The sequence below is a fragment of the Piscinibacter gummiphilus genome, assembly GCF_032681285.1.
Taxonomy (GTDB): Bacteria; Pseudomonadota; Gammaproteobacteria; order Burkholderiales; family Burkholderiaceae_C; genus Rhizobacter; species Rhizobacter gummiphilus_A.
In genome coordinates this window covers 4,948,558-4,968,062 of record NZ_CP136336.1, presented here as the reverse complement: position 1 = coordinate 4,968,062, position 19,505 = coordinate 4,948,558, and the positions used below count along the sequence as shown (strand labels likewise).

Here is a 19,505-nt window from a genome sequence, read left to right as displayed (position 1 = left end):
GAGTGGAAGCGGAATAAATGCACCGCTCCGAGTGCGGATTCCCCGCGCCTGTCAGCCCGCGCTTACTCGCTGGAAGAGCTGTCCGGGCAAACGGGCCACGTCGCCGATCAACTCGAGTTCGAGCAGCTTCGCGCTGAGTTCGGGTGCCGGCCAACCCGTCCTGGCGATGAGGGCGTCGAGGCTGACGGGGTCGAAGCCCAGAGCATCGAGCAGCGGATCGGTTGTGGGCGTGCTGTTGCTTGCGGAAGGAGCGGAGGCGGATGTCTGGGCGGCCTTTGACGGGAATTCCTCGAGCACGTCGGCCGCGCTTTCGACCAGCTTGGCGCCCTGTTTGAGCAAGGCATGACAGCCGCGCGATTGCGGTGAGTGGATCGAGCCCGGAATCGCGAAGACTTCGCGGCCGGCCTCGCTTGCCAGGCGGGCGGTGATCAGTGAGCCGGACTGCAGCGCTGCCTCGACGACCAATGTCCCCCGGGTCAGGCCCGCGATGATGCGATTGCGCAGAGGAAAGTTCGGAGGCAACGGTGGCGTGCCGATGGAGTACTCGCTGACGATCGCGCCGTGCTGTGCGATGCGTCGAGCGAGCTCCAGGTGCCGACGGGGATAGACCCGATCGAGGCCCGTGCCGACCACGGCGATCGTCCGGCCTGGCCCCGCCAAACCGCCTTCGTGAGCCGCGCCATCGATGCCGAGTGCCAGGCCCGAGACGATGGTCCAGCCGGCTTGGCTGAGATGAGTGGAAAACGCGAGCGCGTTGTCCTTGCCTTGGGGTGTCGGATGCCGGCTGCCCACCACGCCGATGCCAGGTGCGCCGAGCAGGGCCAAGTCGCCTTGCACATACAAGAGAAGTGGTGGATCAGCTGTCTGCAGCAACGACGCCGGGTAAGCGGGGTCGCCGAGGGCCAGTACATGACGCGGCCCGGTGCTCTCATCCGAGAGCCAACGCCAGGTGGCTTCCAACAGCGCCGGGAAGTTGTCGGGCTCCTGCTCCAGCGCCTTCGCGGGTTCGGTCGGCACGACTTCACGTCGAGCGGCCTGGGGGGCGCTCAGCGCCGCCTCAGGGGATCCGAATGCGGCCAGCAGCCGGCGCGCGAACTCGCGTCCGACCTGAGGCGTTTCCAACAGCCGCAACCATGCGGCGACTTCCTCTCGGTCCATGAGGGGCGCCTTGAGCGGCGCGCGCGCCGTGCTCAGGGCTGAGTGAAGCGGTCGCCGATTGTGACCGGCTCTCTGACCGACACGATCAGTGCGTAAGACATCCGGTTGAACACACGGAAGACGAACAGATAACCATGACGTTCGTCCGGCAACTTGATGCGTGTGCGGTCTTCGTCGGTGGTGTCCCGGATGCGCACGCCGTCGCGCCACAAGGCGAGCACGTGGCCATTTTCCAGCCCGTCCAGGCTTCCCTTGTTCAGGGTAACGATCTGGTTCTGGCCGGCATTCACACTGTCGCCGTAGACCGAGGCGATCTGGCCCGCGATCGCATTTTGTGGTGCGCGGGGGATGTAATTGACGATCTCTCTTGGCGGCACCGGCGCCAGCTTGTCGCCAACGCGGATCTCCTGGCGGATGCTCGTGACGGTAAATGTGTCAGGCACGATCTCGCCGGTGTTGCTCGACCCTTTGCGCGTGAACTCGGTGGTGCCGAGATAGAACGCCTCGTATCCGAGAACCTCGCCGGTGGTCGGATCTTTCAGCGGCCGAGGCTCACGGAAGACACGGAAGTTGCGGTTGTTGCCGACGTCGCCGCGCACATAAGCCAAGTCACCGCGGGACAGCAAAACACGGCCTTCCTGCGTGCTCACCACCCGCGGTGCGCTGGCCAGCTGGTTGCTCTCGAAGATGACCGCTTCGTTGAGGAAGGGCTCGATCAGATGCAAGGGAATGGGCGGGATGCCGTCCTTGTTGAGATCGCTGCTACGAACCCGAGGCGACAGCCGCACCGTGCCATCCGGCCCGACCTGCCCCACTTGCAGCGTGGCCCGGCCGTTGGCCTTCACCAGCGACAGGATCTGCCCCGGGAAGATCAGGTGCGGATTGCGGATCTGCTCCAGGTTCATGCCCCACAGTTCCGGCCAGCGCCACGGGCTCTTGAGGTACATGCGGGAGATGTCCCAGAGCGTGTCGCCGGACTTGACGGTGTAAACGTCGGGCGCGTTGTCGGCCAACTCGGAGAGCGGCACGCCGGCTTGGGCGACCTGCTGGGCCGTGCTGCGCTGCTTGCTGGTGATCGGGAAGTTGGGTTCTGCGGCCCATGCCGCGCCAAGGCCGATGCCGAGCGCCACGGTGATCGCAGAAGCCCGGAACAAGGCCAGGGCAGGACGGGTGCTTCGGGTCATGAACGTAAGTCTCCGGGGCGCGTCAGACAGCACAATGCTGGGCTGTGCGGTTACTGAGCCGAGTGCGGCAAGGTGCCCGCGCTTCGGCGAAAATCTTCATTCAGTTTCGCAGATTCTGCCTCTAAACCCTTGATATCGCAACGAAAGTCACCCGCCGATACCTTTGTTGTGTTGCCTGTCACGGGTGCCGGCGTTGCATGCCGTCCACACGCTCCGGCGACCCTAGGGTGGCCCCTTAGTTGTTGAATTTCTGTCGCTTTCCATGCCCAAGCTCGACATTCTTCGTTACCCCGACCCCCGCCTGCACACCGTCGCCAAGCCGGTGGCGCAGGTCGACGACCGCATCCGCCAGTTGGTCGACGACATGCTGGAGACCATGTACGCCGCGGACGGCGTGGGCCTCGCGGCCACGCAGGTCGATGTGCACGAGCGGGTGATCGTCATCGACACCTCCGAGGGCCGCGATCAGCCGCGGGTGCTCATCAACCCCGAACTGGTGCAGCGTAGCGAAGAGATGACGCTCGGTGACGAGGGCTGCCTGTCGGTGCCCACCGTCTATGACAAGGTGCCCCGCCACGCCCGTGTGCGCGTGCGCTCGCTCAACCGCGCGGGTGAAAGTTACGAATTCGATGCCGAAGGGCTGCTGTCGGTGTGCGTTCAACATGAGATGGACCACCTGATGGGCAAGGTGTTCGTCGAGTACCTGAGCCCGCTCAAGCGCGACCGCATCAAGACCAAGATGCTCAAGAAGACGCGGGACGAGCAGCGCCCGTGAACGGTGGGATGAGAGTCGCCTTCGCCGGCACGCCAGAATTCGCAGCGGCGGCGCTCGAGCGCCTGCTGGCGGCCGGTTTCGAGGTGCCGCTGGTGCTCACCCAGCCCGACCGCCCGGCCGGCCGCGGCATGAAGCTCACGCCGTCGCCGGTCAAGGCGCTGGCGGTCTCGCGCAACATCCCGGTCGTCCAGCCGCGCAGCTTGCGTCTGGACGGCAAGTACCCCGAAGACGCCGCCAGCGCGCAAGCGACGCTGCACGCCGCCCGCCCTGACGTGATGGTGGTGGCCGCCTACGGCCTGATCCTTCCGCAATGGGTGCTCGACCTGCCGGCCCGTGGCTGCCTGAACATCCACGCCTCGCTCCTGCCGCGCTGGCGCGGCGCCGCACCCATCCACCGGGCCATCGAAGCGGGCGACGCGCGCACCGGCATCACCATCATGCAGATGGACGCGGGCCTCGACACCGGCGACATGCTGCTGATCGAGGCCGTCGACATCCGGCCCGACGACACCACGGCCCGCCTGCACGACCGCCTGGCCGCGCTTGGCGGCCGGCTGATCGTCGAAGCGCTGGAACTGGCGGCCTGCGGCGGTCTGACCCGCACGCCGCAGCCGGCCGAAGGCGTGACCTACGCGCACAAGATCGAGAAGGCCGAGGCCGCCATCGACTGGTCGCTCCCAGCAAGCACGCTCGAGCGGCGCATCCGCGCCTTCGACCCCTTCCCCGGCGCCAGCACCCAGCTCGACCGTGAAACGGTGAAGCTTTGGCTCGCCCGCGTCACCGCCGGCACCGGCGAGCCCGGCCGGGTGTTGGCGGTCACTGACGAACACATCACGGTCGCCTGTGGGGCCGGTGCCCTTGAACTGCTCGAGCTGCAACGCCCGGGTGGCAAGCGCGTGAGCGCCCGACAGTTCCTGCAGGCCCAGCCCGTGCGGGCCGGCCAGCGCTTCAGCGCCCCTGGCGGTTGAACTTTGCGGCGCCAGCCGCACCTGAGGGGCTGGACGATTCCCCTGTTGGAGATTCACGCATGTTCAATCTGTTGAAGACCGCGGTGCTGATGGCGGCCATCACGGCGCTGTTCATGGCCATCGGTGCGCTTGTGGGCGGCCGCGCCGGCATGATGTTCGCGCTCGTGCTGGCGCTGGGCATGAACTTCTTCAGCTACTGGTTTTCGGACAAGCTGGTGCTGCGCATGTACAACGCGCAGGAAGTCGACGAGTCGACCGCGCCCGGCTTCTACCGCATGGTGCGCGAGTTGGCCGAGCGCGCTCAGCTGCCGATGCCGCGCGTCTACCTGATTCAGGAAGACGCGCCCAACGCCTTTGCCACCGGCCGCAACCCGCAGAACGCCGCGGTGGCCGCCACCACCGGCATCCTGCGCGTGCTCTCCGAGCGCGAGCTGCGCGGCGTGATGGCGCACGAGCTGGCGCACGTGAAGCACCGCGACATCCTCATCAGCACGGTGAGCGCCACCATGGCCGGTGCGATCTCGATGCTGGCCAACTTCGCCATGTTCTTCGGCGGCCGCGACAACGAAGGCCGCCCGCACAACCCCATCGTGGGTCTCCTGGTGATGCTGCTGGCCCCGCTGGCCGCGAGCCTGATCCAGATGGCGATCAGCCGCGCCCGCGAGTTCGAAGCCGACCGCGGCGGTGCCGAGATCTCCGGCGACCCGGCCGCCTTGGCCAGCGCCCTGCAGAAGATCCACCGCCACGCCCAGGGCCTGCCGATGGAAGCGGCCGAGCGCCACCCCGAGACGGCGCAGATGATGATCATGAACCCGCTCTCCGGCGGCGGCCTGCGCGGCCTCTTCTCCACCCACCCCTCGACCGAGGAACGGGTGCAGCGCCTGCTGGCGATGGTCTGAGGCGGCAGAAAAGCGGGGCACAAGCCCCGCTTTTGTCCGCCACCCTTGCGCGGACCGCTGTCGACAATCGGGCCACGACTCTTCTCCGATCTGTCTGTCATGCGACGCCTCACCTTCCTCTCCCTTGCGCTGGCCGCCGTCTCCCTCGTGGGCTGCGACCTCTTCGGCGATTCCGCCGAGAAGGTGGCCGCGGCCCGGGAAGCCGAAGGCCGGGCCATCGGTGGCGCCTGCCGCCACGCCGGGCGTGCGATCGAAGACTGCTACGCGCTGAACAAGAAGGCCGACAAGGCGTCGGTGTTCGCCGGCTGGCGCGACATGAACGACTACATGCGCGAGAACAAGATCGAGGCCGTGGCGCCGCAGCTCGGGCCCCGGCCCAAGGGCGCCGAGGCCAAGACGGCCGACGCCAAGTCGGAGCCCACCGCCGACGTGCCGGCCGAGGCCGTGGTCGTCGACAAGAAGGCGGCCAAGCCGGTGTCGACCAAGACCCCGAAGGCCCACGACTGATCGCACCGTCGGGTTTGACCCCTGACCCCCGGGGAAACCCGTAACGCGGGACAATCGCGGCCATGCTTTCCCTTCAAGACGTGCTGCGCCACCGACAGTTCCGCGCTGGCGCGCGCGAGATGAGCGCCGTGAGCCTGGGCATCGCGGCCTGGGGCCTGGTGACCGGCGTGGCCATGGTCAAGGGCGGCTTGTCGATCCCTCTCGCGCTCTTGATGACCTTCGTGGTCTACGCCGGCAGTGCCCAGCTGGCCGCACTGCCGCTGATGATGGTCGGCACGCCGGTGTGGATCGTGTGGGCCACGGCCTTGTGCATCAACCTGCGCTTCGTGATCTTCAGCGCCCAGTGGCGCCCCTATTTCATGCAGTACCGCCTGCGTGACCGGCTGCTGCTCGGCTATTTCAGCGGGGACCTCACCTACGTGCTCTTCATGAAGAAATTCCCGGAAGCGCGCGACGACGAAGGCCAGGTCGAATACTTCCTCGGCGCGTCGACGGCGAACTGGTTCAGCTGGCAGGTGCCCGCGGTGGCCGGCATCCTGCTGGCGGACGTGATCCCCACGCACTGGGGCCTGGGGTTTGCGGGCGTGTTGGCGCTGCTCGGCCTCACCTATTCACTGGTCTCAGACCGTGCCACCTCGCTGGCGGCGATCGTGGCGGGTGCCGCGGCCGTGGCCGCGTTCTCGCTGCCGTTCCGCCTGCACATCGTGGTCGCGATCGCCGCCGCCGTGTGCATCGGCCTGATGATCGAAGGCGGAGGCGATGCCGGCCGCCGCCTGCGAGCGGCGCTCGATCGCGCGAGGCCGGCCATATGAACAACGGCTACGCCCTCATCACCATCGCAGGCCTGACCGTCATCACGATCGTCACGCGCGGCTTCTTCCTCATCTCCGAAAAGGAGCTCGTGCTGCCCGACTGGGTCAAGCGTGGCCTGCGCTTTGCCCCACTGGCGGCGCTCGCCGCTGTCGTCGTGCCCGAGATCGTGATGGCCCACGGCGAACTCATCGAGACCTGGAAAGACGCACGCCTGTACGCGGCGGCAGCGGCCACGGCCTACTACTTCTGGCGCCGCGGCATCCTCGGCACCATCGTCACGGGCATGGCGGTGCTGATTCCCCTGAAACTCGGCCTGGGGTGGTGAGTTACAGGGGAGTACATGGTGTCCAATAGCGGGCTGAAATTCTTGTCATCACGCCCCGCACCATGAAAGTCCTCCGCTTCGAAGACCTCGCCGCTCAAGGCAAGGCGACCGGCCAACGTGTGTTCATCCGCGCCGACCTCAACGTCCCCCAAGACGATGCCGGCAACATCACCGAAGACACGCGCATCCGCGCGTCCATCCCCTGCATCGAGATGGCTTTGAAGGCAGGTGCGGCCGTGATGGTGACCTCGCACCTGGGCCGCCCGACCGAAGGCGAGTTCAAGCCCGAAGACTCGCTGGCCCCGGTCGCCAAGCGCATGGGCGAGTTGATGGGCCGCGAGATCAAGGTGGTGCCCAACTGGGTCGACGGCGTGCAGGTCGCACCGGGCGAGCTCGTCATGCTCGAGAACTGCCGCCTCAACAAGGGCGAGAAGAAGAACAACGAAGAACTCGCGAAGAAGATGGCCGCGCTGTGCGACATCTTCGTGCACGACGCCTTCGGCACCGCGCACCGCGCCGAGGCTTCGACCTACGGCATCGCGCAGTTCGCCAAGATCGCCTGCGCCGGCCCGCTGCTCGCCGCCGAGATCGATGCGATCTCCAAGGCGCTGGCCAACCCGAAGCGCCCGCTGGTGGCCATCGTCGCTGGCAGCAAGGTGAGCACCAAGCTGACCATCCTGCAATCGCTCGCGAAGAACGTCGACCAGCTCATCGTCGGCGGCGGCATTGCCAACACCTTCCTGCTCGCGGCGGGCCTGCCCATCGGCAAGTCGCTCGCCGAGGCCGACCTCGTGAACGACGCCAAAGCGGTGATCGAGGCGATGAAGGCACGCGGCGCCGCAGTGCCGATCCCGGTCGACGTGGTGACGGCCAAGACCTTCGCCGCGGACGCGCCCGCCACCGTCAAGGCCGCCACCGACGTGGCAGCCGACGACCTCATCCTCGACATCGGCCCGAAGACTGCGGCCCAGCTCGCCGACATGCTGAAGAAGGCCGGCACGATCGTCTGGAACGGCCCGGTCGGCGTGTTCGAGTTCGACGCCTTCGCCAAGGGCACCGAGACGCTCGCACGGGCCATCGCCGAGTCGAGCGCCTTCAGCATCGCGGGTGGCGGCGACACGCTGGCTGCGATCGCGAAGTACGGCATCGAGAAGGACGTGGGCTACATCTCCACCGGCGGTGGCGCCTTCCTCGAAGTGCTGGAAGGCAAGACGCTGCCCGCCTTCGAGATCCTGCAAAAGCGCGCCGCCTGATTCACTGCTCACTGTAAGAAGAACGGAGACCCTGCATGCCCGCTACCAAGATCGTCGCCACCCTCGGCCCCGCGTCCAGCACCCCCGAGGTGTTGCAGCGAATGATCCGGGCCGGGGTCGACGTGGTGCGGCTCAACTTCTCGCACGGCAAGGCGCAAGACCACATCGAGCGCGCCGCGCTCGTGCGCGAGGCGGCCAAGGCGGTGGGCAAGGAAGTGGCCATCATGGCCGACCTGCAGGGCCCGAAGATCCGCGTCGGCAAGTTCGAGGGTGGCAAGACCATCATCGAGCCGGGGCAGAAGTTCATCCTCGACGGCGCGACTACCGAACTCGGCAACAACGAGCGCGTGGGCCTCGACTACAAGGAGCTGCCGCGCGACGTGCGCCCCGGCGACACGCTGCTGCTGAACGACGGCCTGCTGAAGCTCACCGTCGATGCGGTGAAGGGTGCCGAGGTGCACACCACGGTCGTGATCGGCGGTGAGCTTTCGAACAACAAGGGCATCAACAAGGCCGGTGGCGGCCTCACCGCGCCCGCGTTGACCGGCAAGGACATGGAAGACATCAAGACCGCGATGAGCTTCCAGTGCGAGTACCTGGCGGTGAGTTTCCCCAAGAACGCCACCGACATGGAAATGGCGCGCCAACTGGCCAACGTGGCCGGCGAGCCCTATCGCCACAAGCCGGCGCTGATCGCGAAGATCGAGCGCAGCGAAGCGATCCCGGTGCTCGAGTCGATCATCAAGGCGAGCGACGGCATCATGGTCGCGCGCGGCGACCTCGCGGTGGAGGTCGGCAACGCGGCCGTGCCCGCGCTGCAGAAACGCATGATCAAGATGGCGCGCGAGCTCGACCGCGTGGTGATCACCGCCACGCAGATGATGGAGTCGATGATCGTGAACCCGGTGCCCACGCGCGCCGAGGTGAGCGACGTGGCCAACGCCGTGCTCGACGGCACCGATGCCGTGATGCTGAGCGCCGAGACGGCGGCCGGCAAGTACCCGGTCGAGACGGTCGAGATGATGGCCAACATCTGCGTCGAGGCCGAGAACGCGGAAGAGATCTCGCTCGATGCGAGCTTCACCGACAAGAAGTTCGGCCGCATCGACCAGTCGATCGCGATGGGCGCGCTCTTCACCGCGCACCACCTGGGCTGCAAGGCCATCGTCGCGCTTACCGAGTCGGGCTCGACGGCGCTGTGGATGAGCCGCCACAAGATCCACGTGCCGATCTTCGGCCTGACCTCGCAGGTGGGCAGCCAGCGGCGCATGTGCCTTTATCGGAACGTGCGGCCGCTCTTGATGTCGAGCCACTCCGACCGCGACGAGGCGCTGAAGCATGCAGAGAGCATGCTGGTCGAAGCCGGCGTGCTGAAGCCCGGCGACACCTATGCGATCACCTGTGGTGAGCCGATGGGCTACCCCGGCGGCACCAACATGCTGAAGGTGTGCCTGGTCGGCTGATTCAGTCGAACCTCATCGAGATGCCGGTGAGGAACATCACGTCGTAGTGCTTGAGGTTGCGGCCCGGTGCGCTGTTGTAGCGGTACAGCACGCCCGTCGTGAGTTGCCACGTCGCTGTCATCGCGACCGATAGCCCGGTGTCGAACACCGCCCGGTACTCCCCTGTGTTGCGCAGGTCCGGGTAGTACTCCAGCTTCTGCTTGAAGGTCGTGCTCGGCGTGAGCTTGTGGTTCGAGCTCTCGCTCAGCACACCTTCGGTGCGCCCGTAGCGCAAGCGCATCTCCCCAGCCACGTCGGCCGGATTGATGTAGCGGTCTTCGCTGTAGCCGAAGCCGCCGAACACATCCCAGGTGTTGGTGTCGTTGCGGATCAGGTGGCGGCCGAGGCCACCGTAGGCCGACACGCGCGAGACGATGTTGGCTGGCCGGTCGCGAAAATAGTCGAGCTTGGCGACCGCGAAGTAGTCGTTGTTGAAGAGGTCCTGGTCGTACTGCGTGCCGAGTGCCACGTTGGAGGCGCTCGTCTTCTCGGAGTCGCGGGCGTAGTACACGCGGCCGAGCGAGAGCCACTTGCTGTGGTCGGTCTGCTTCACCGCTTCGCCGGTCAGCGTGATGCTGCTGGCTTCAGTGTTGCCGCCGCTCACGCTCGACGCCAGCGTCCACAGCGAGCGGAACTCGCCATCGGGCTTCATGGTGACTTGGGCGCTGCTGAGAGCGGGAAGGGTGAGGGCCGCGATCGCGGCGAGGCGTGAGGACTTCTTCATGTCGTGAACGACCTTATCGCGAGTACAAAGGTTTCGTCACCGAGGCCACAATCGCGGAATGGAAACGCCCATCACGCTCGACGAGATCCGTGCTGCGGCACGCCGATTGCACGGCCATGTGCTCGAAACACCCTGCTTGCCTTCGCGCACCTTGGGCGAACTCGCGGGCTGCGAGGTGTTCCTCAAATTCGAGAACCTTCAGTTCACCGCCTCGTTCAAGGAGCGGGGGGCGCTCAACAAGATCTCGCAGCTGAGCGATGACGAGCGCGCACGGGGTGTGCTCGCGGTGTCGGCCGGCAACCATGCGCAAGGCGTGGCCTACCACGCGCAGCGCCTGGGCATTCCCGCGACCATCGTGATGCCGCGTTTCGCCACGCCGGTGAAGGTGGCCAACACACGCCGATTCGGGGCCGAGGTGGTGCTGCATGGCGACACCTTCGACGACGCGCGGGCACATGGCTTGCTGCTCGCGCGCGAACGCCAGCTCACGCTGATCCACCCCTTCGACGATGCGGCCGTGATTGCCGGGCAGGGCACGGTGGCGCTGGAGATGCTGGCGCAGCAGCCGCAGATCGACACGCTCGTGGTGGCCATCGGCGGCGGCGGCCTGATTGGCGGCATGGCCACGGCAGCGCGCGCCTTGAAGCCGGGCCTCGAGATCGTGGGGGTGCAGAGCGAGCGCTTCCCGGCGGCGTGGAATGCCAAGCACGGCGGCCACCGCGAAGTGCAGCACGCCACCATCGCCGACGGCATCGGTGTGAAAGCGCCGGGCGTGCTCACGCTGCCCTTGATCGAGCAGCATGTGGACGATGTGCTCCTCGTCGACGAAGACGACATCGAGCAGGCGATTGTCTTGCTGCTGGAGATCGAGAAGACGGTGGTCGAAGGTGCCGGGGCCGTGGGCCTGGCCGCGCTGATGAAGCACCGCGGGCGCTTCGAGGGCCGCAAGGTCGGGCTCGTGCTGTGCGGCGGCAACATCGAGCCGCTGGTGCTGGCCGAGATCATAGAGCGCGGCATGGTGCGGGCGGGCCGACTCGCGCGGCTGCGGCTCGACATCCGCGACGTGCCCGGGGCGCTGGCCGACGTGTGCCTCCTGCTGGGCAAGCTGGGTGCCAACATCGACGAGGTGCAGCACCAGCGCGCGTTCAGCTCGGTGTCGGTCGAGCGGGTGCAGATCGAGGTGGTGGTCCACACGCGGGGTGTGGAGCACATTGCGGAGATCCTCGCGGCCATGACGGCCGCCGGTTATCGCGCCGAGCGGATCGGTTAGGCGGCCCTACGCGCCGTTGCGCACGCTGAGCACGAGCGCTTCGACCTTCGGTGACATGTTGGTCGGCACCATCTGCACGCCGTCCATCGGGAGCACGCGGAAGAGTTCGTCGGCGAAGCTGTGGCCGATGTTCTCGACGCCGTCGAAATCCATCTCAGCGCGGCGGAACTGCTGCAGGCGGGCGGCCACACGACGGGCCTGCGCGCGTGAATCGAGACCGGCGAGCGGCGTGGCGAGCAGTCGCAGCGGCACGGTGGTGCGCTCGAAACCGTAGCCGGTGCCGTCGAGGCTGTAGGCCTGCAGCACGTCGTCGAGCTTGCGCGTCGTGTCGAGCGCGATCGCGGCATAGACCGAAGTGCCGCGGCGTTTCATCGCGCGGCCGGGGTGCCAGCCGCCGTCCCACAGGCGGTGCTGGAAAGCGGTGTCGTTGGCGTGCAGGTCGAACACGTCGGCCAGACGCGAGGTGAAGAAGAGACCGCGGCCGGCATGGCGTTGGGGTTGGCTCGTCAACTTGCCCTTGCTGACTTCGAGCATCGCAAGGGCGGGGTCGTCGAGCGAGAAGGTGCGCGCAAGCTGGTCGAAGACACCACAACCGTCGTCCGAGACCAGCAGTTGCACATGGCTTGGCGTCTGGCGCAGCGAGACGGTCACGTTCTCACCGCCACTGTGGTCGATGGCGTTGTTGAGCAACTCGCCGAAGATGTGCTGCGTGATGCGGCGCACTTCGGGCGGCAGATCGAAAAAGGGCGCGAAGTGGCGGGCCCAGGGCAGGTCTTCCTCCAGACCGGCGAGCGGATAGCGCTGCACCACCTGGCGCAGCAAGCCGGGCTGGAAGCGCGGCTGGCGCACCGTGCCTTCACGCCGAAGCCACCCGAGCTGCACCAGCCGCTGCAGCGCCTTGCGGGCCGTGCTGCGGCTGACCTGCGCCACCTGGGCGACGTGGGCCGCGAGCTCATCCGGGTGCTGCAAGGCAGACGCGGTGATGTGCAGCGTGAGGGCAGTGAGGTCGAGTCGTGCCATGAGCGTGTCTTCCGTCGGAAACCGGAAGCCCAGTGTCGGCGGCGGCCTGCCCGACTGAAGTGCGAAAAGCGGCGCCATCGCCCTTCAATTCGTGGGTTCTCGAGGCCCGACATTTGCGTCGCGCAAGCCCCAAACATTGGGTCCCCCAGACATGGGAGACGGCCCCGGGCGAAGGGTTTTCACCGAGGGGCCGCCGCTACAATCCCCAGGTTTCGCAGCGGTTACAGCGCTGTTTCACCGGGGACGTGCGCACACTGCCCACCCGGTCGCAGGTTTCATCACTTCCGGACTCCGACCATGCCACTCGTCTCAATGCGCCAGCTCCTGGACCATGCCGCTGAAAACGGCTACGGCATCCCGGCTTTCAACGTCAACAACCTCGAGCAGGTGCAGGCCGTGATGGCCGCCGCCGATGAAGTGGGCGCCCCGGTCATCCTGCAAGCCAGTGCCGGTGCACGCAAGTACGCGGGCGAGCCCTTCATCAAGCACCTGATCCAGGCGGCCACCGAGGCGTATCCGCACATCCCGCTCGTGATGCACCAGGACCACGGCACCTCGCCCAAGGTGTGCGAAGGCGCCATCAACCTCGGCTTCGGCTCGGTGATGATGGACGGCTCGCTGCGCGAAGACGGCAAGACCCCGGCCGACTTCAACTACAACGTCGACGTGACCCGCAAGGTCGTGCAGATGGCGCACAAGTCCGGCGTGACGGTCGAAGGCGAACTCGGCTGCCTCGGCAACCTCGAGACCGGCGATGCGGGTGAAGAAGACGGCATCGGCGCCGAAGGCAAGCTCGACCACAGCCAGATGCTGACCGACCCCGAAGAAGCCGCCGTCTTCGTGCGCGAGACGCAGCTCGACGCGCTGGCGATCGCCATCGGCACCAGCCACGGTGCCTACAAGTTCTCGCGCAAGCCCACCGGCGACATCCTCGCGATCTCGCGCGTGAAAGAGATCCACAAGCGCATTCCCAACACCCACCTCGTGATGCACGGCTCGTCGTCGGTGCCGCCCGAATTGCTGGCCATCATCAACCAGTACGGCGGCAAGATCAAAGAGACCTACGGCGTGCCGATCGAAGAGATCCAGGAAGCCATCAAGTTCGGCGTGCGCAAGATCAACATCGACACCGACATCCGCCTCGCGATGACCGGCGCGGTGCGCAAGTTCCTGGCCGAGAACCCCGACAAGTTCGATGCCCGTGAGTGGCTCAAGCCCGCGCGCGAAGCGGCCAAGGCCGTGTGCAAGGCGCGCTACCAGCAGTTCGGCTGCGAAGGCCAGGCCGGCAAGATCAAGGCGCAGAGCCTCGATCAGATCGCCCAGCGCTACGCCAAGGGCGAACTGGCCCAGACGGTCGTCTGATGGCGCAGGCGCTGCTCACGTCGACGCTGACATCGCTGCCGCTCCTCGCGCGCGGCAAGGTGCGTGACAACTACGCGGTCGGTGACGACCGCATCCTCATGGTCGCGAGCGACCGCCTGAGCGCGTTCGACGTGATCATGGGCGAGCCGATTCCAGGCAAGGGCGCCCTGCTCACCGAGATGGCGCTCTTCTGGTTCGCGCACCTGCAAGGCATCGTGCCCAACCACCTCACCGGTGACGACCCCACCTCGGTCGTGACCGCGGCCGAGCGTGAGCAGGTGCGTGGTCGCTCGATGCTCGTCAAGCGCTTGAAGCCGTTGCCCGTCGAGGCGGTGGTGCGCGGCTACCTGGCCGGCAGCGGCTGGGCCGAGTACCAGGCCTCGCAGTCGGTGTGCGGCGTGAAGCTGCCTGCCGGGCTCAAGAACGCGAGCCGCCTGCCCGAGCCGATCTTCACCCCGGCCACCAAGGCCGAGATGGGCGACCACGACGAGAACATCTCCTTTGAGCGCATGCAGGGGATCATCGGTGCGGAGTTGGCCGAGAAGGTGCGCACGACCGCGATCAAGCTCTACACCACCGCCGCCGAGATCGCCTTGAAGAAGGGCATCATCATCGCGGACACCAAGTTCGAGTTCGGCCTCGATGCCGACGGCACGCTCACGCTGATGGACGAGGTGCTCACGCCCGACTCCTCGCGCTTCTGGCCCATCGAGGGTTATGAAGCGGCGTTCCGCGAAGGCCGCAACCCGCCGAGCTACGACAAGCAGTTCGTGCGCGACTGGCTGGAGCAGGCACGCGTCAACGGCGCGCCGTGGAACAAGAAGGCGCCGGCGCCCAGCCTGCCGCCGGAGGTGATCGCCAAGACCGCCGACAAATACCGCGAGGCCTTGCAGCGCCTCACGGGTTGAGCTGATGAAGTCGCGCCTCCTGAGTCATCTGGATGCGGCCATCGCGGCTGCCGCCATGCCCTCCGAGGCCGACTGCCTGCGTGCCGAACGTGCGGCATTGCTGGCGCGCCAAGGCCAGCTCAACGAAGCGCGCAGCATCATTGCCAGCCTGCAGGCGCAGTACGGCCTCAGCCCGCACCCGCGGGTGAATGCGTGGATCAGCCTCGCCGAGGGGCTCACCAGTTACTTCAGCGACCTCGGCCAGACCGCGCACGACAAGATCAAGCGGGCGTATGCCGTGAGCGGTGCGTCGCGCGACCGCCGCCTGAACGCGCTGGCCGCGGCGTGGCTCGCGCACATGGACTACACCGCCTACGACCTCGACGCGATGGGCCGGCACGTCGCCGAAGCCCTGCAACTCGCCGACGCCGACAACCACAGCGCCCGGGCCCGCGCCTGCCTCGTGGTGGCGCTGGCCTATCACTTCGGCGGGCGGTTCGATTCGGCGCAGCCCTGGTACGCCAAGTCGCGCCTGCACGCCAGCGCCGAGGGCGACGAGACCATGCTCAGCGCCATCATGTACAACATGGCGGGCCTGCTGGCCGACCAGTCGCGCCACGCGGTGATGACCGGGGAGCACGACGTGGCGATGCTGCGCCGTGCGGAGCTGAGCCTGCAATCGGCCACCAACCTCGACGCGTTGATCGGGATTGCGTCACTCGATGCGCTGGTGCCGCTGCATCGCGCGCGGGTGTGCACGTTGCAAGGCCAGTGGGCCGAGGCGGTCTCGCTCTACGAAGCGCATTTCAGCGACGGCTTGCTGCAAGGGCTCGACCGCATGCGCGCGTCGCTCGGCGCCGACCTGGCGTGGTGCCGCCTGCAGCTCGGGCAGACCGAGCAGGCCCGCAAGGACGCGGTGGCGGCGCAGGTGTCGGTCGCCCACGACCGTGATGCCGACGACCGCGCCGCCGCGCACCACCGGCTGGCGCAGGTCTTTGCGCAACTCGGCCAGGCCGACGTGGCCGCCCATCATCGCGAGCAGGCAGCGGCCGACTGGCAGGCGCACGAGCGCGAGCAGGCGATGTCGATTGCCGCGATCGAGAAGGCGGTGGCCACGCTGGCCAGCTGAGCCTCGGGTTGCCCGAGGCGTCACGCCACGCTCAGAAGAGCGCCATGCTGAGCTTGCGCCGGTACTGGTCGACGACCGGGTCGGCCGGCGCGGTGTTCACCTTGGCGGCGACTTCGAGCGTGCTCTTGGGTGCCGCCGCTTCGGTGCTCTTCGGGGCCGGCTTGCTCATCAGCTCGAGGATGGCGACGTAGGTCTTGCGCGCGAGTTCGCCGTTCCAGGCCTTGTCGCGCATCACGATCTCGAGCAGCTCATCCATCGCTTCGGTGAAACGTTGCGCGGCGAAATGGGTCTGCGCGAGTTCGAAGCGGGCCTCGAAATCGCGGCGGTTGGCGGCGATGGCGGCGGCCAGCGCCTCGGGGCTGCGGGCGGACGCGGCTTTTTCGCCGGCGTCGATCCAGTGGCCCGCGGCCGCCAGGCGCGCGTCGAGCATCACCTTGCTGGCCACCGGCTCGAAGGCGCGGCGGGCATCGGCCACGCGGTTGGCGAGCAGCAGGGCGCGCAGGTAGTCGTAGCGGGCCGCGTCGTTCGCGGGGTCGATGGCCACCGCTTCCTGCAGCTTCTCGAGCGCGCTTTCGGTGTCGCCCTCGGCCATCAGTTCCTCGGCAGCCGCCACGTCTTCATCGGCGGCCATCTCCTCGGCACTCGGCACGTGGCGGTCGAGGAATTCGCGCAGCTGGGCTTCGGGCAGGGCACCCACGAACCCATCGACCGGCTGGCCGTCCTTGAACAGCACGCAGAACGGAATGCTGCGCACCCCGAACATCTGCGACAGCTGGCCCGAGATCTCGGGCTGCTCGTCGGCGTTGCATTTCGCAAGCTTGAAGCGGCCGGCGTAGGCCACTTCCAGCTTCTCGAGCACCGGCGTCAGCGACTTGCACGGGCCGCACCACGGCGCCCAGATGTCGAGCAGCACGGGTTGCTGCATCGAGGCTTGGATGAGGTCGGCTTCGAAGTTCTGGAGGGTGATGTCCATGGGTGGTGCGCCAGTGGGTCGGCCAGGGCAGGTGAAGCCTGCCCGCCTACAATTCAAGGTTCTTTGAGCACTTGGAGCGAGCCTTGAGCAGCGCCCCCGTGGTCGGCGTGGTGATGGGGTCCAGCAGCGACTGGGAGACCCTGCGCCTCGCGACCGAGATTCTCGCCGAGTTCGGTGTCCCCTTCGAAGCACGGGTGGTGTCGGCCCACCGCATGCCCGACGACATGTTCGCCTATGCCGAGGCTGCGGCCTCGCGCGGGCTGAAGGCCATCATCGCCGGGGCTGGCGGCGCCGCCCACCTGCCGGGCATGCTGGCCGCAAAGACCACGGTGCCGGTGCTCGGTGTGCCGGTGGCAAGCCGCCATCTGCAAGGCGTGGACTCGCTTCATTCCATCGTGCAGATGCCCAAGGGCATTCCGGTCGCCACGTTTGCGATCGGCACGGCGGGTGCGGCGAATGCGGCGCTCTTCGCCGTGGCGATGCTGGCCAATGAGCAGCCCCCGTTGCGCGAGAAGCTGGAGGCGTATCGCGCGCGCCAGACCGAGGCGGCACGCGCGATGACCGGCGAGCTGAAATGAACCCGAAGTTCATCCCCCCCGGCGCCACGCTGGGCGTGATGGGGGGCGGCCAACTCGGCCGCATGTTCGTGCATGCGGCGCAGCAGATGGGCTACGCCACCGCTGTGCTCGACCCCGATGCCGCGAGCCCCGCGGGCCTGGTGTCGCACCACCATGTGCGCACCGACTACCTCGACGAAGCCGGCCTCGCAGAGCTGGCCCGTGTCTCGGCTGCCGTCACCACCGAATTCGAGAACGTGCCGGCCGCGGCCCTGTGCCGCCTCGGTGAGTCGTGCCCCGTCGCGCCCAGCGGCGACGCCGTGGCCACCTGCCAGGACCGCGCGGCAGAGAAAGCGCACTTCGTCGCCTGCGGCGTGCCCTGCGCACCGCACGCGGTGATCGAGACCGCGGCTCAACTCGCCGCTGTGCCCGACGACCTGCTGCCCGGCGTGCTGAAGACCGCCCGCCTCGGCTACGACGGCAAGGGCCAGGTCCGTGTGGCCACGCGCGACGAACTCGTCCGCGCCTGGGCGGAGTTGAAGCAAGTTGGCTGCGTGCTCGAAAAGATGCTTCCGCTGGCCTATGAGGTGAGCGTGATCGTGGCGCGTGGTGCGTCGGGTGAATGGGTGCACTTCCCGCTGCAGCAGAACCTGCACCGCGACGGCATCCTCGCGGTCACGCAAGTGCCCGCGCCTGACGTCACGCCGGCCGTGCAAGAGCAGGCCGTCGCGGCGGCTGGCAAGATCGCCGAGACGCTCGGGTACGTGGGTGTGCTGTGCGTCGAGTTCTTCGTGCTGAAGGACGGCACGCTGGTCGCCAACGAGATGGCGCCGCGGCCGCACAACTCCGGCCACTACACGATCGACGCCTGCGACCTGTCGCAATTCGACCTGCAGGTGCGCACGCTGACCCATGCGCCGCTGTGCGAGCCACGCCTGCACTCGCCCGCCGTGATGCTCAACCTGCTTGGTGACCTGTGGTTTCGCCACGGCGAGCTTGAAACCACGCCGCCGTGGGACACGCTGCTGGCCCTGCCCGGCGTGCACCTGCACCTCTACGGCAAGACCAGCGCACGCCGTGGCCGCAAGATGGGCCACCTCACCGTGACCGCGGCGACGGCCGAGGCTGCGCGGGCCACGGCGCTCAAGGCTGCGTCGCTGCTGGGCCTGCCGGCCTGGTGATCGGCGCGGGGGCTTTGTCGCATGCTGCTCGACGGTCGTGATGCCGATGCCGTGGCGCGTGCCGCGCAGGCGCTCGCTGCAGGTGAACTGGTGGGCCTGCCCACCGAGACGGTCTACGGCTTGGGCGCCCGCGCCGACGACGATGCCGCCGTCGCCCGCATCTTCGAAGCCAAGGGGCGGCCGGCTGACCACCCGCTGATCGTGCACGTGGCCTCGCCGGCGGACGCGTTGGCCTTCGCGGCGCAGTGGCCGCCCGTCGCTCAGCGCCTGACCGAGGCCTTGTGGCCCGGCCCGCTCACCGTGATCGTGCCGCGCCGCCCCGAGGTGGCCGGTGCGGCGGCCGGCGGACAGCCGACCGTCGGCCTGCGCTGCCCGCGGCATCCGGTGGCACAGGCGCTGTTGAAGGAAGCCCAGCGGCTGGGTATCAAAGGCGTGGCCGCGCCCAGCGCCAACCGCTTCGGCCGCATCAGCCCCACGCTCGCGCGTCATGTGGTCGAAGAGCTGGGCGAGGACCTGCTCGTGCTCGACGGTGGCCCCTGCGAAGGCGGCATCGAGTCGACCATCGTCGACTGCTCGCGCGGCCGGCCGGTGCTGCTCAGGCCCGGCGTGATCACGCGTGCGCGCCTGGAGGCGATCGCCGGTGAGCCGGTGCTCGACCGCGACGAGGCGGCGCCCAAGGCCTCGGGCACGCTCGAGGCGCACTACGCGCCGCGCGCGAAGTTGCGGCTGATGCCGGCCGAGATGCTGCGCCAGGCGCTGCAGGTGCTCGATGCACCGGGCCATCCGACGTCTTTGAAGCTGGCGGTATATTGCCGCACCGTTCCGCGTAGCGCGGCGCGCGGTCTGCTCTACCGGGCCATGCCCACCGAGGCGGTGCCGGCCGCCCACCAACTCTTTTCCACCTTGCGTGAACTGGACGACCAGGGCGCGCATCTCATCTGGGTCGAAACGCCGCCTGACACCCCGGAGTGGGACGGCGTGCGCGACCGGCTGCAGCGTGCCGCGGCCGCCTGACCCT

20 protein-coding genes are annotated in these 19,505 nt (G+C 67.7%); 15 read left to right on the top strand and 5 right to left on the bottom strand.

Annotated elements, in window-relative coordinates; genetic code table 11:
* Positions 1 to 51 precede the first annotated feature (51 nt).
* The gene (gene dprA, locus RXV79_RS23475; protein ID WP_316700509.1) at positions 52 to 1,158 is read right to left on the bottom strand and encodes a DNA-processing protein DprA; all 1,107 of its coding nucleotides are present in this window, start codon (positions 1,156 to 1,158) and stop codon (positions 52 to 54) included.
* Between the two features lie 32 nt (positions 1,159 to 1,190).
* Complete coding sequence (locus tag RXV79_RS23470; protein ID WP_316700508.1) at positions 1,191 to 2,342, bottom strand: LysM peptidoglycan-binding domain-containing protein; 1,152 nt, start codon at positions 2,340 to 2,342, stop codon at positions 1,191 to 1,193.
* Between the two features lie 262 nt (positions 2,343 to 2,604).
* Between RXV79_RS23470 and def the strand changes: the two genes are divergently transcribed.
* The 8 genes from def to pyk all read left to right on the top strand — a co-directional run bounded on the left by def (position 2,605) and on the right by pyk (position 9,345).
* Complete coding sequence (gene def / locus RXV79_RS23465) at positions 2,605 to 3,117, top strand: peptide deformylase (RefSeq protein WP_316700507.1); 513 nt, start codon at positions 2,605 to 2,607, stop codon at positions 3,115 to 3,117.
* A gap of 8 nt (positions 3,118 to 3,125) precedes the next feature.
* Complete coding sequence (gene fmt / locus RXV79_RS23460) at positions 3,126 to 4,085, top strand: methionyl-tRNA formyltransferase (protein ID WP_316700506.1); 960 nt, start codon at positions 3,126 to 3,128, stop codon at positions 4,083 to 4,085.
* 59 nt (positions 4,086 to 4,144) lie between these two features.
* Entirely contained in the window at positions 4,145 to 4,984 is an 840-nt protein-coding gene (gene htpX / locus RXV79_RS23455; RefSeq protein ID WP_316700505.1) for a zinc metalloprotease HtpX, read from the top strand.
* A 99-nt stretch (positions 4,985 to 5,083) separates the two neighbouring features.
* Positions 5,084 to 5,491, top strand: a complete 408-nt coding sequence (locus RXV79_RS23450) for a hypothetical protein (protein ID WP_316700504.1) — start codon at positions 5,084 to 5,086, stop codon at positions 5,489 to 5,491.
* Between the two features lie 62 nt (positions 5,492 to 5,553).
* Positions 5,554 to 6,303, top strand: coding sequence for an AzlC family ABC transporter permease (locus RXV79_RS23445; RefSeq protein ID WP_316700503.1), 750 nt, complete (start codon positions 5,554 to 5,556; stop codon positions 6,301 to 6,303).
* Entirely contained in the window at positions 6,300 to 6,629 is a 330-nt protein-coding gene (locus RXV79_RS23440; protein WP_316700502.1) for an AzlD domain-containing protein, read from the top strand. The genes RXV79_RS23445 and RXV79_RS23440 overlap by 4 nt, the downstream gene beginning before the upstream one ends.
* Before the next feature lie 62 nt (positions 6,630 to 6,691).
* Complete coding sequence (locus RXV79_RS23435) at positions 6,692 to 7,882, top strand: phosphoglycerate kinase (protein WP_316700501.1); 1,191 nt, start codon at positions 6,692 to 6,694, stop codon at positions 7,880 to 7,882.
* A gap of 35 nt (positions 7,883 to 7,917) precedes the next feature.
* On the top strand, positions 7,918 to 9,345 hold the full coding sequence (gene pyk, locus RXV79_RS23430) for a pyruvate kinase (RefSeq protein WP_316700500.1): 1,428 nt from the start codon (positions 7,918 to 7,920) through the stop codon (positions 9,343 to 9,345).
* A gap of 1 nt (position 9,346) precedes the next feature.
* Here pyk and RXV79_RS23425 read toward each other — a convergent pair whose 3' ends face one another.
* A complete protein-coding gene (locus RXV79_RS23425; protein WP_316700499.1) occupies positions 9,347 to 10,108 on the bottom strand; it encodes a DUF481 domain-containing protein in 762 nt (253 codons plus the stop codon).
* A gap of 58 nt (positions 10,109 to 10,166) precedes the next feature.
* Here RXV79_RS23425 and RXV79_RS23420 point away from each other — a divergent pair, with 58 nt between their 5' ends.
* Positions 10,167 to 11,378, top strand: coding sequence for a threonine ammonia-lyase (locus RXV79_RS23420; RefSeq protein ID WP_316700498.1), 1,212 nt, complete (start codon positions 10,167 to 10,169; stop codon positions 11,376 to 11,378).
* Between the two features lie 6 nt (positions 11,379 to 11,384).
* Here the strand turns inward: RXV79_RS23420 and RXV79_RS23415 are convergent, their stop codons facing one another.
* A complete protein-coding gene (locus tag RXV79_RS23415) occupies positions 11,385 to 12,398 on the bottom strand; it encodes an STAS-like domain-containing protein (RefSeq protein WP_316700497.1) in 1,014 nt (337 codons plus the stop codon).
* Between the two features lie 297 nt (positions 12,399 to 12,695).
* On the opposite strand from RXV79_RS23415, the gene fba reads away from it, so the two are divergent.
* From fba to RXV79_RS23400, 3 genes are read left to right on the top strand one after another with little or no spacing between them, the layout of a single operon-like run.
* Positions 12,696 to 13,760: a class II fructose-bisphosphate aldolase gene (fba, locus tag RXV79_RS23410; protein ID WP_316700496.1), complete on the top strand. Its 1,065-nt coding sequence runs from the start codon at positions 12,696 to 12,698 to the stop codon at positions 13,758 to 13,760.
* Entirely contained in the window at positions 13,760 to 14,668 is a 909-nt protein-coding gene (locus RXV79_RS23405) for a phosphoribosylaminoimidazolesuccinocarboxamide synthase (RefSeq protein ID WP_316700495.1), read from the top strand. The genes fba and RXV79_RS23405 overlap by 1 nt, the downstream gene beginning before the upstream one ends.
* A gap of 4 nt (positions 14,669 to 14,672) precedes the next feature.
* Complete coding sequence (locus tag RXV79_RS23400) at positions 14,673 to 15,776, top strand: hypothetical protein (RefSeq protein WP_316700494.1); 1,104 nt, start codon at positions 14,673 to 14,675, stop codon at positions 15,774 to 15,776.
* A gap of 31 nt (positions 15,777 to 15,807) precedes the next feature.
* Here the strand turns inward: RXV79_RS23400 and RXV79_RS23395 are convergent, their stop codons facing one another.
* Positions 15,808 to 16,749, bottom strand: a complete 942-nt coding sequence (locus tag RXV79_RS23395) for a tetratricopeptide repeat protein (protein ID WP_316700493.1) — start codon at positions 16,747 to 16,749, stop codon at positions 15,808 to 15,810.
* Between the two features lie 113 nt (positions 16,750 to 16,862).
* On the opposite strand from RXV79_RS23395, the gene purE reads away from it, so the two are divergent.
* Genes purE through RXV79_RS23380 form a run of 3 tightly spaced genes read left to right on the top strand, consistent with a single transcriptional unit; the run spans position 16,863 to position 19,501 of the window.
* Complete coding sequence (gene purE / locus RXV79_RS23390) at positions 16,863 to 17,327, top strand: 5-(carboxyamino)imidazole ribonucleotide mutase (RefSeq protein WP_316704193.1); 465 nt, start codon at positions 16,863 to 16,865, stop codon at positions 17,325 to 17,327.
* On the top strand, positions 17,324 to 18,487 hold the full coding sequence (locus RXV79_RS23385) for a 5-(carboxyamino)imidazole ribonucleotide synthase (protein WP_316700492.1): 1,164 nt from the start codon (positions 17,324 to 17,326) through the stop codon (positions 18,485 to 18,487). Before purE ends, RXV79_RS23385 begins: the two co-directional genes overlap by 4 nt.
* Positions 18,488 to 18,508: 21 nt before the next feature.
* Positions 18,509 to 19,501: an L-threonylcarbamoyladenylate synthase gene (locus RXV79_RS23380; RefSeq protein WP_316700491.1), complete on the top strand. Its 993-nt coding sequence runs from the start codon at positions 18,509 to 18,511 to the stop codon at positions 19,499 to 19,501.
* The last annotated feature ends 4 nt before the right edge of the window (positions 19,502 to 19,505 follow it).

Coding starts and splice junctions, on each gene's coding strand:
- RXV79_RS23450 (WP_316700504.1), top strand. CDS start 5,084: ATGCGACGCCTCACCTTCCTCTCCCTTGCGCTGGCCGCCGTCTCCCTC.
- RXV79_RS23415 (WP_316700497.1), bottom strand. CDS start 12,398: ATGGCACGACTCGACCTCACTGCCCTCACGCTGCACATCACCGCGTCT.
- RXV79_RS23400 (WP_316700494.1), top strand. CDS start 14,673: ATGAAGTCGCGCCTCCTGAGTCATCTGGATGCGGCCATCGCGGCTGCC.
- fba (WP_316700496.1), top strand. CDS start 12,696: ATGCCACTCGTCTCAATGCGCCAGCTCCTGGACCATGCCGCTGAAAAC.
- htpX (WP_316700505.1), top strand. CDS start 4,145: ATGTTCAATCTGTTGAAGACCGCGGTGCTGATGGCGGCCATCACGGCG.
- RXV79_RS23385 (WP_316700492.1), top strand. CDS start 17,324: ATGAACCCGAAGTTCATCCCCCCCGGCGCCACGCTGGGCGTGATGGGG.
- RXV79_RS23405 (WP_316700495.1), top strand. CDS start 13,760: ATGGCGCAGGCGCTGCTCACGTCGACGCTGACATCGCTGCCGCTCCTC.
- pyk (WP_316700500.1), top strand. CDS start 7,918: ATGCCCGCTACCAAGATCGTCGCCACCCTCGGCCCCGCGTCCAGCACC.
- dprA (WP_316700509.1), bottom strand. CDS start 1,158: ATGGACCGAGAGGAAGTCGCCGCATGGTTGCGGCTGTTGGAAACGCCT.
- def (WP_316700507.1), top strand. CDS start 2,605: ATGCCCAAGCTCGACATTCTTCGTTACCCCGACCCCCGCCTGCACACC.
- RXV79_RS23440 (WP_316700502.1), top strand. CDS start 6,300: ATGAACAACGGCTACGCCCTCATCACCATCGCAGGCCTGACCGTCATC.
- fmt (WP_316700506.1), top strand. CDS start 3,126: ATGAGAGTCGCCTTCGCCGGCACGCCAGAATTCGCAGCGGCGGCGCTC.
- RXV79_RS23435 (WP_316700501.1), top strand. CDS start 6,692: ATGAAAGTCCTCCGCTTCGAAGACCTCGCCGCTCAAGGCAAGGCGACC.
- RXV79_RS23420 (WP_316700498.1), top strand. CDS start 10,167: ATGGAAACGCCCATCACGCTCGACGAGATCCGTGCTGCGGCACGCCGA.
- RXV79_RS23425 (WP_316700499.1), bottom strand. CDS start 10,108: ATGAAGAAGTCCTCACGCCTCGCCGCGATCGCGGCCCTCACCCTTCCC.
- RXV79_RS23470 (WP_316700508.1), bottom strand. CDS start 2,342: ATGACCCGAAGCACCCGTCCTGCCCTGGCCTTGTTCCGGGCTTCTGCG.
- RXV79_RS23445 (WP_316700503.1), top strand. CDS start 5,554: ATGCTTTCCCTTCAAGACGTGCTGCGCCACCGACAGTTCCGCGCTGGC.
- RXV79_RS23395 (WP_316700493.1), bottom strand. CDS start 16,749: ATGGACATCACCCTCCAGAACTTCGAAGCCGACCTCATCCAAGCCTCG.
- purE (WP_316704193.1), top strand. CDS start 16,863: ATGGGGTCCAGCAGCGACTGGGAGACCCTGCGCCTCGCGACCGAGATT.
- RXV79_RS23380 (WP_316700491.1), top strand. CDS start 18,509: ATGCTGCTCGACGGTCGTGATGCCGATGCCGTGGCGCGTGCCGCGCAG.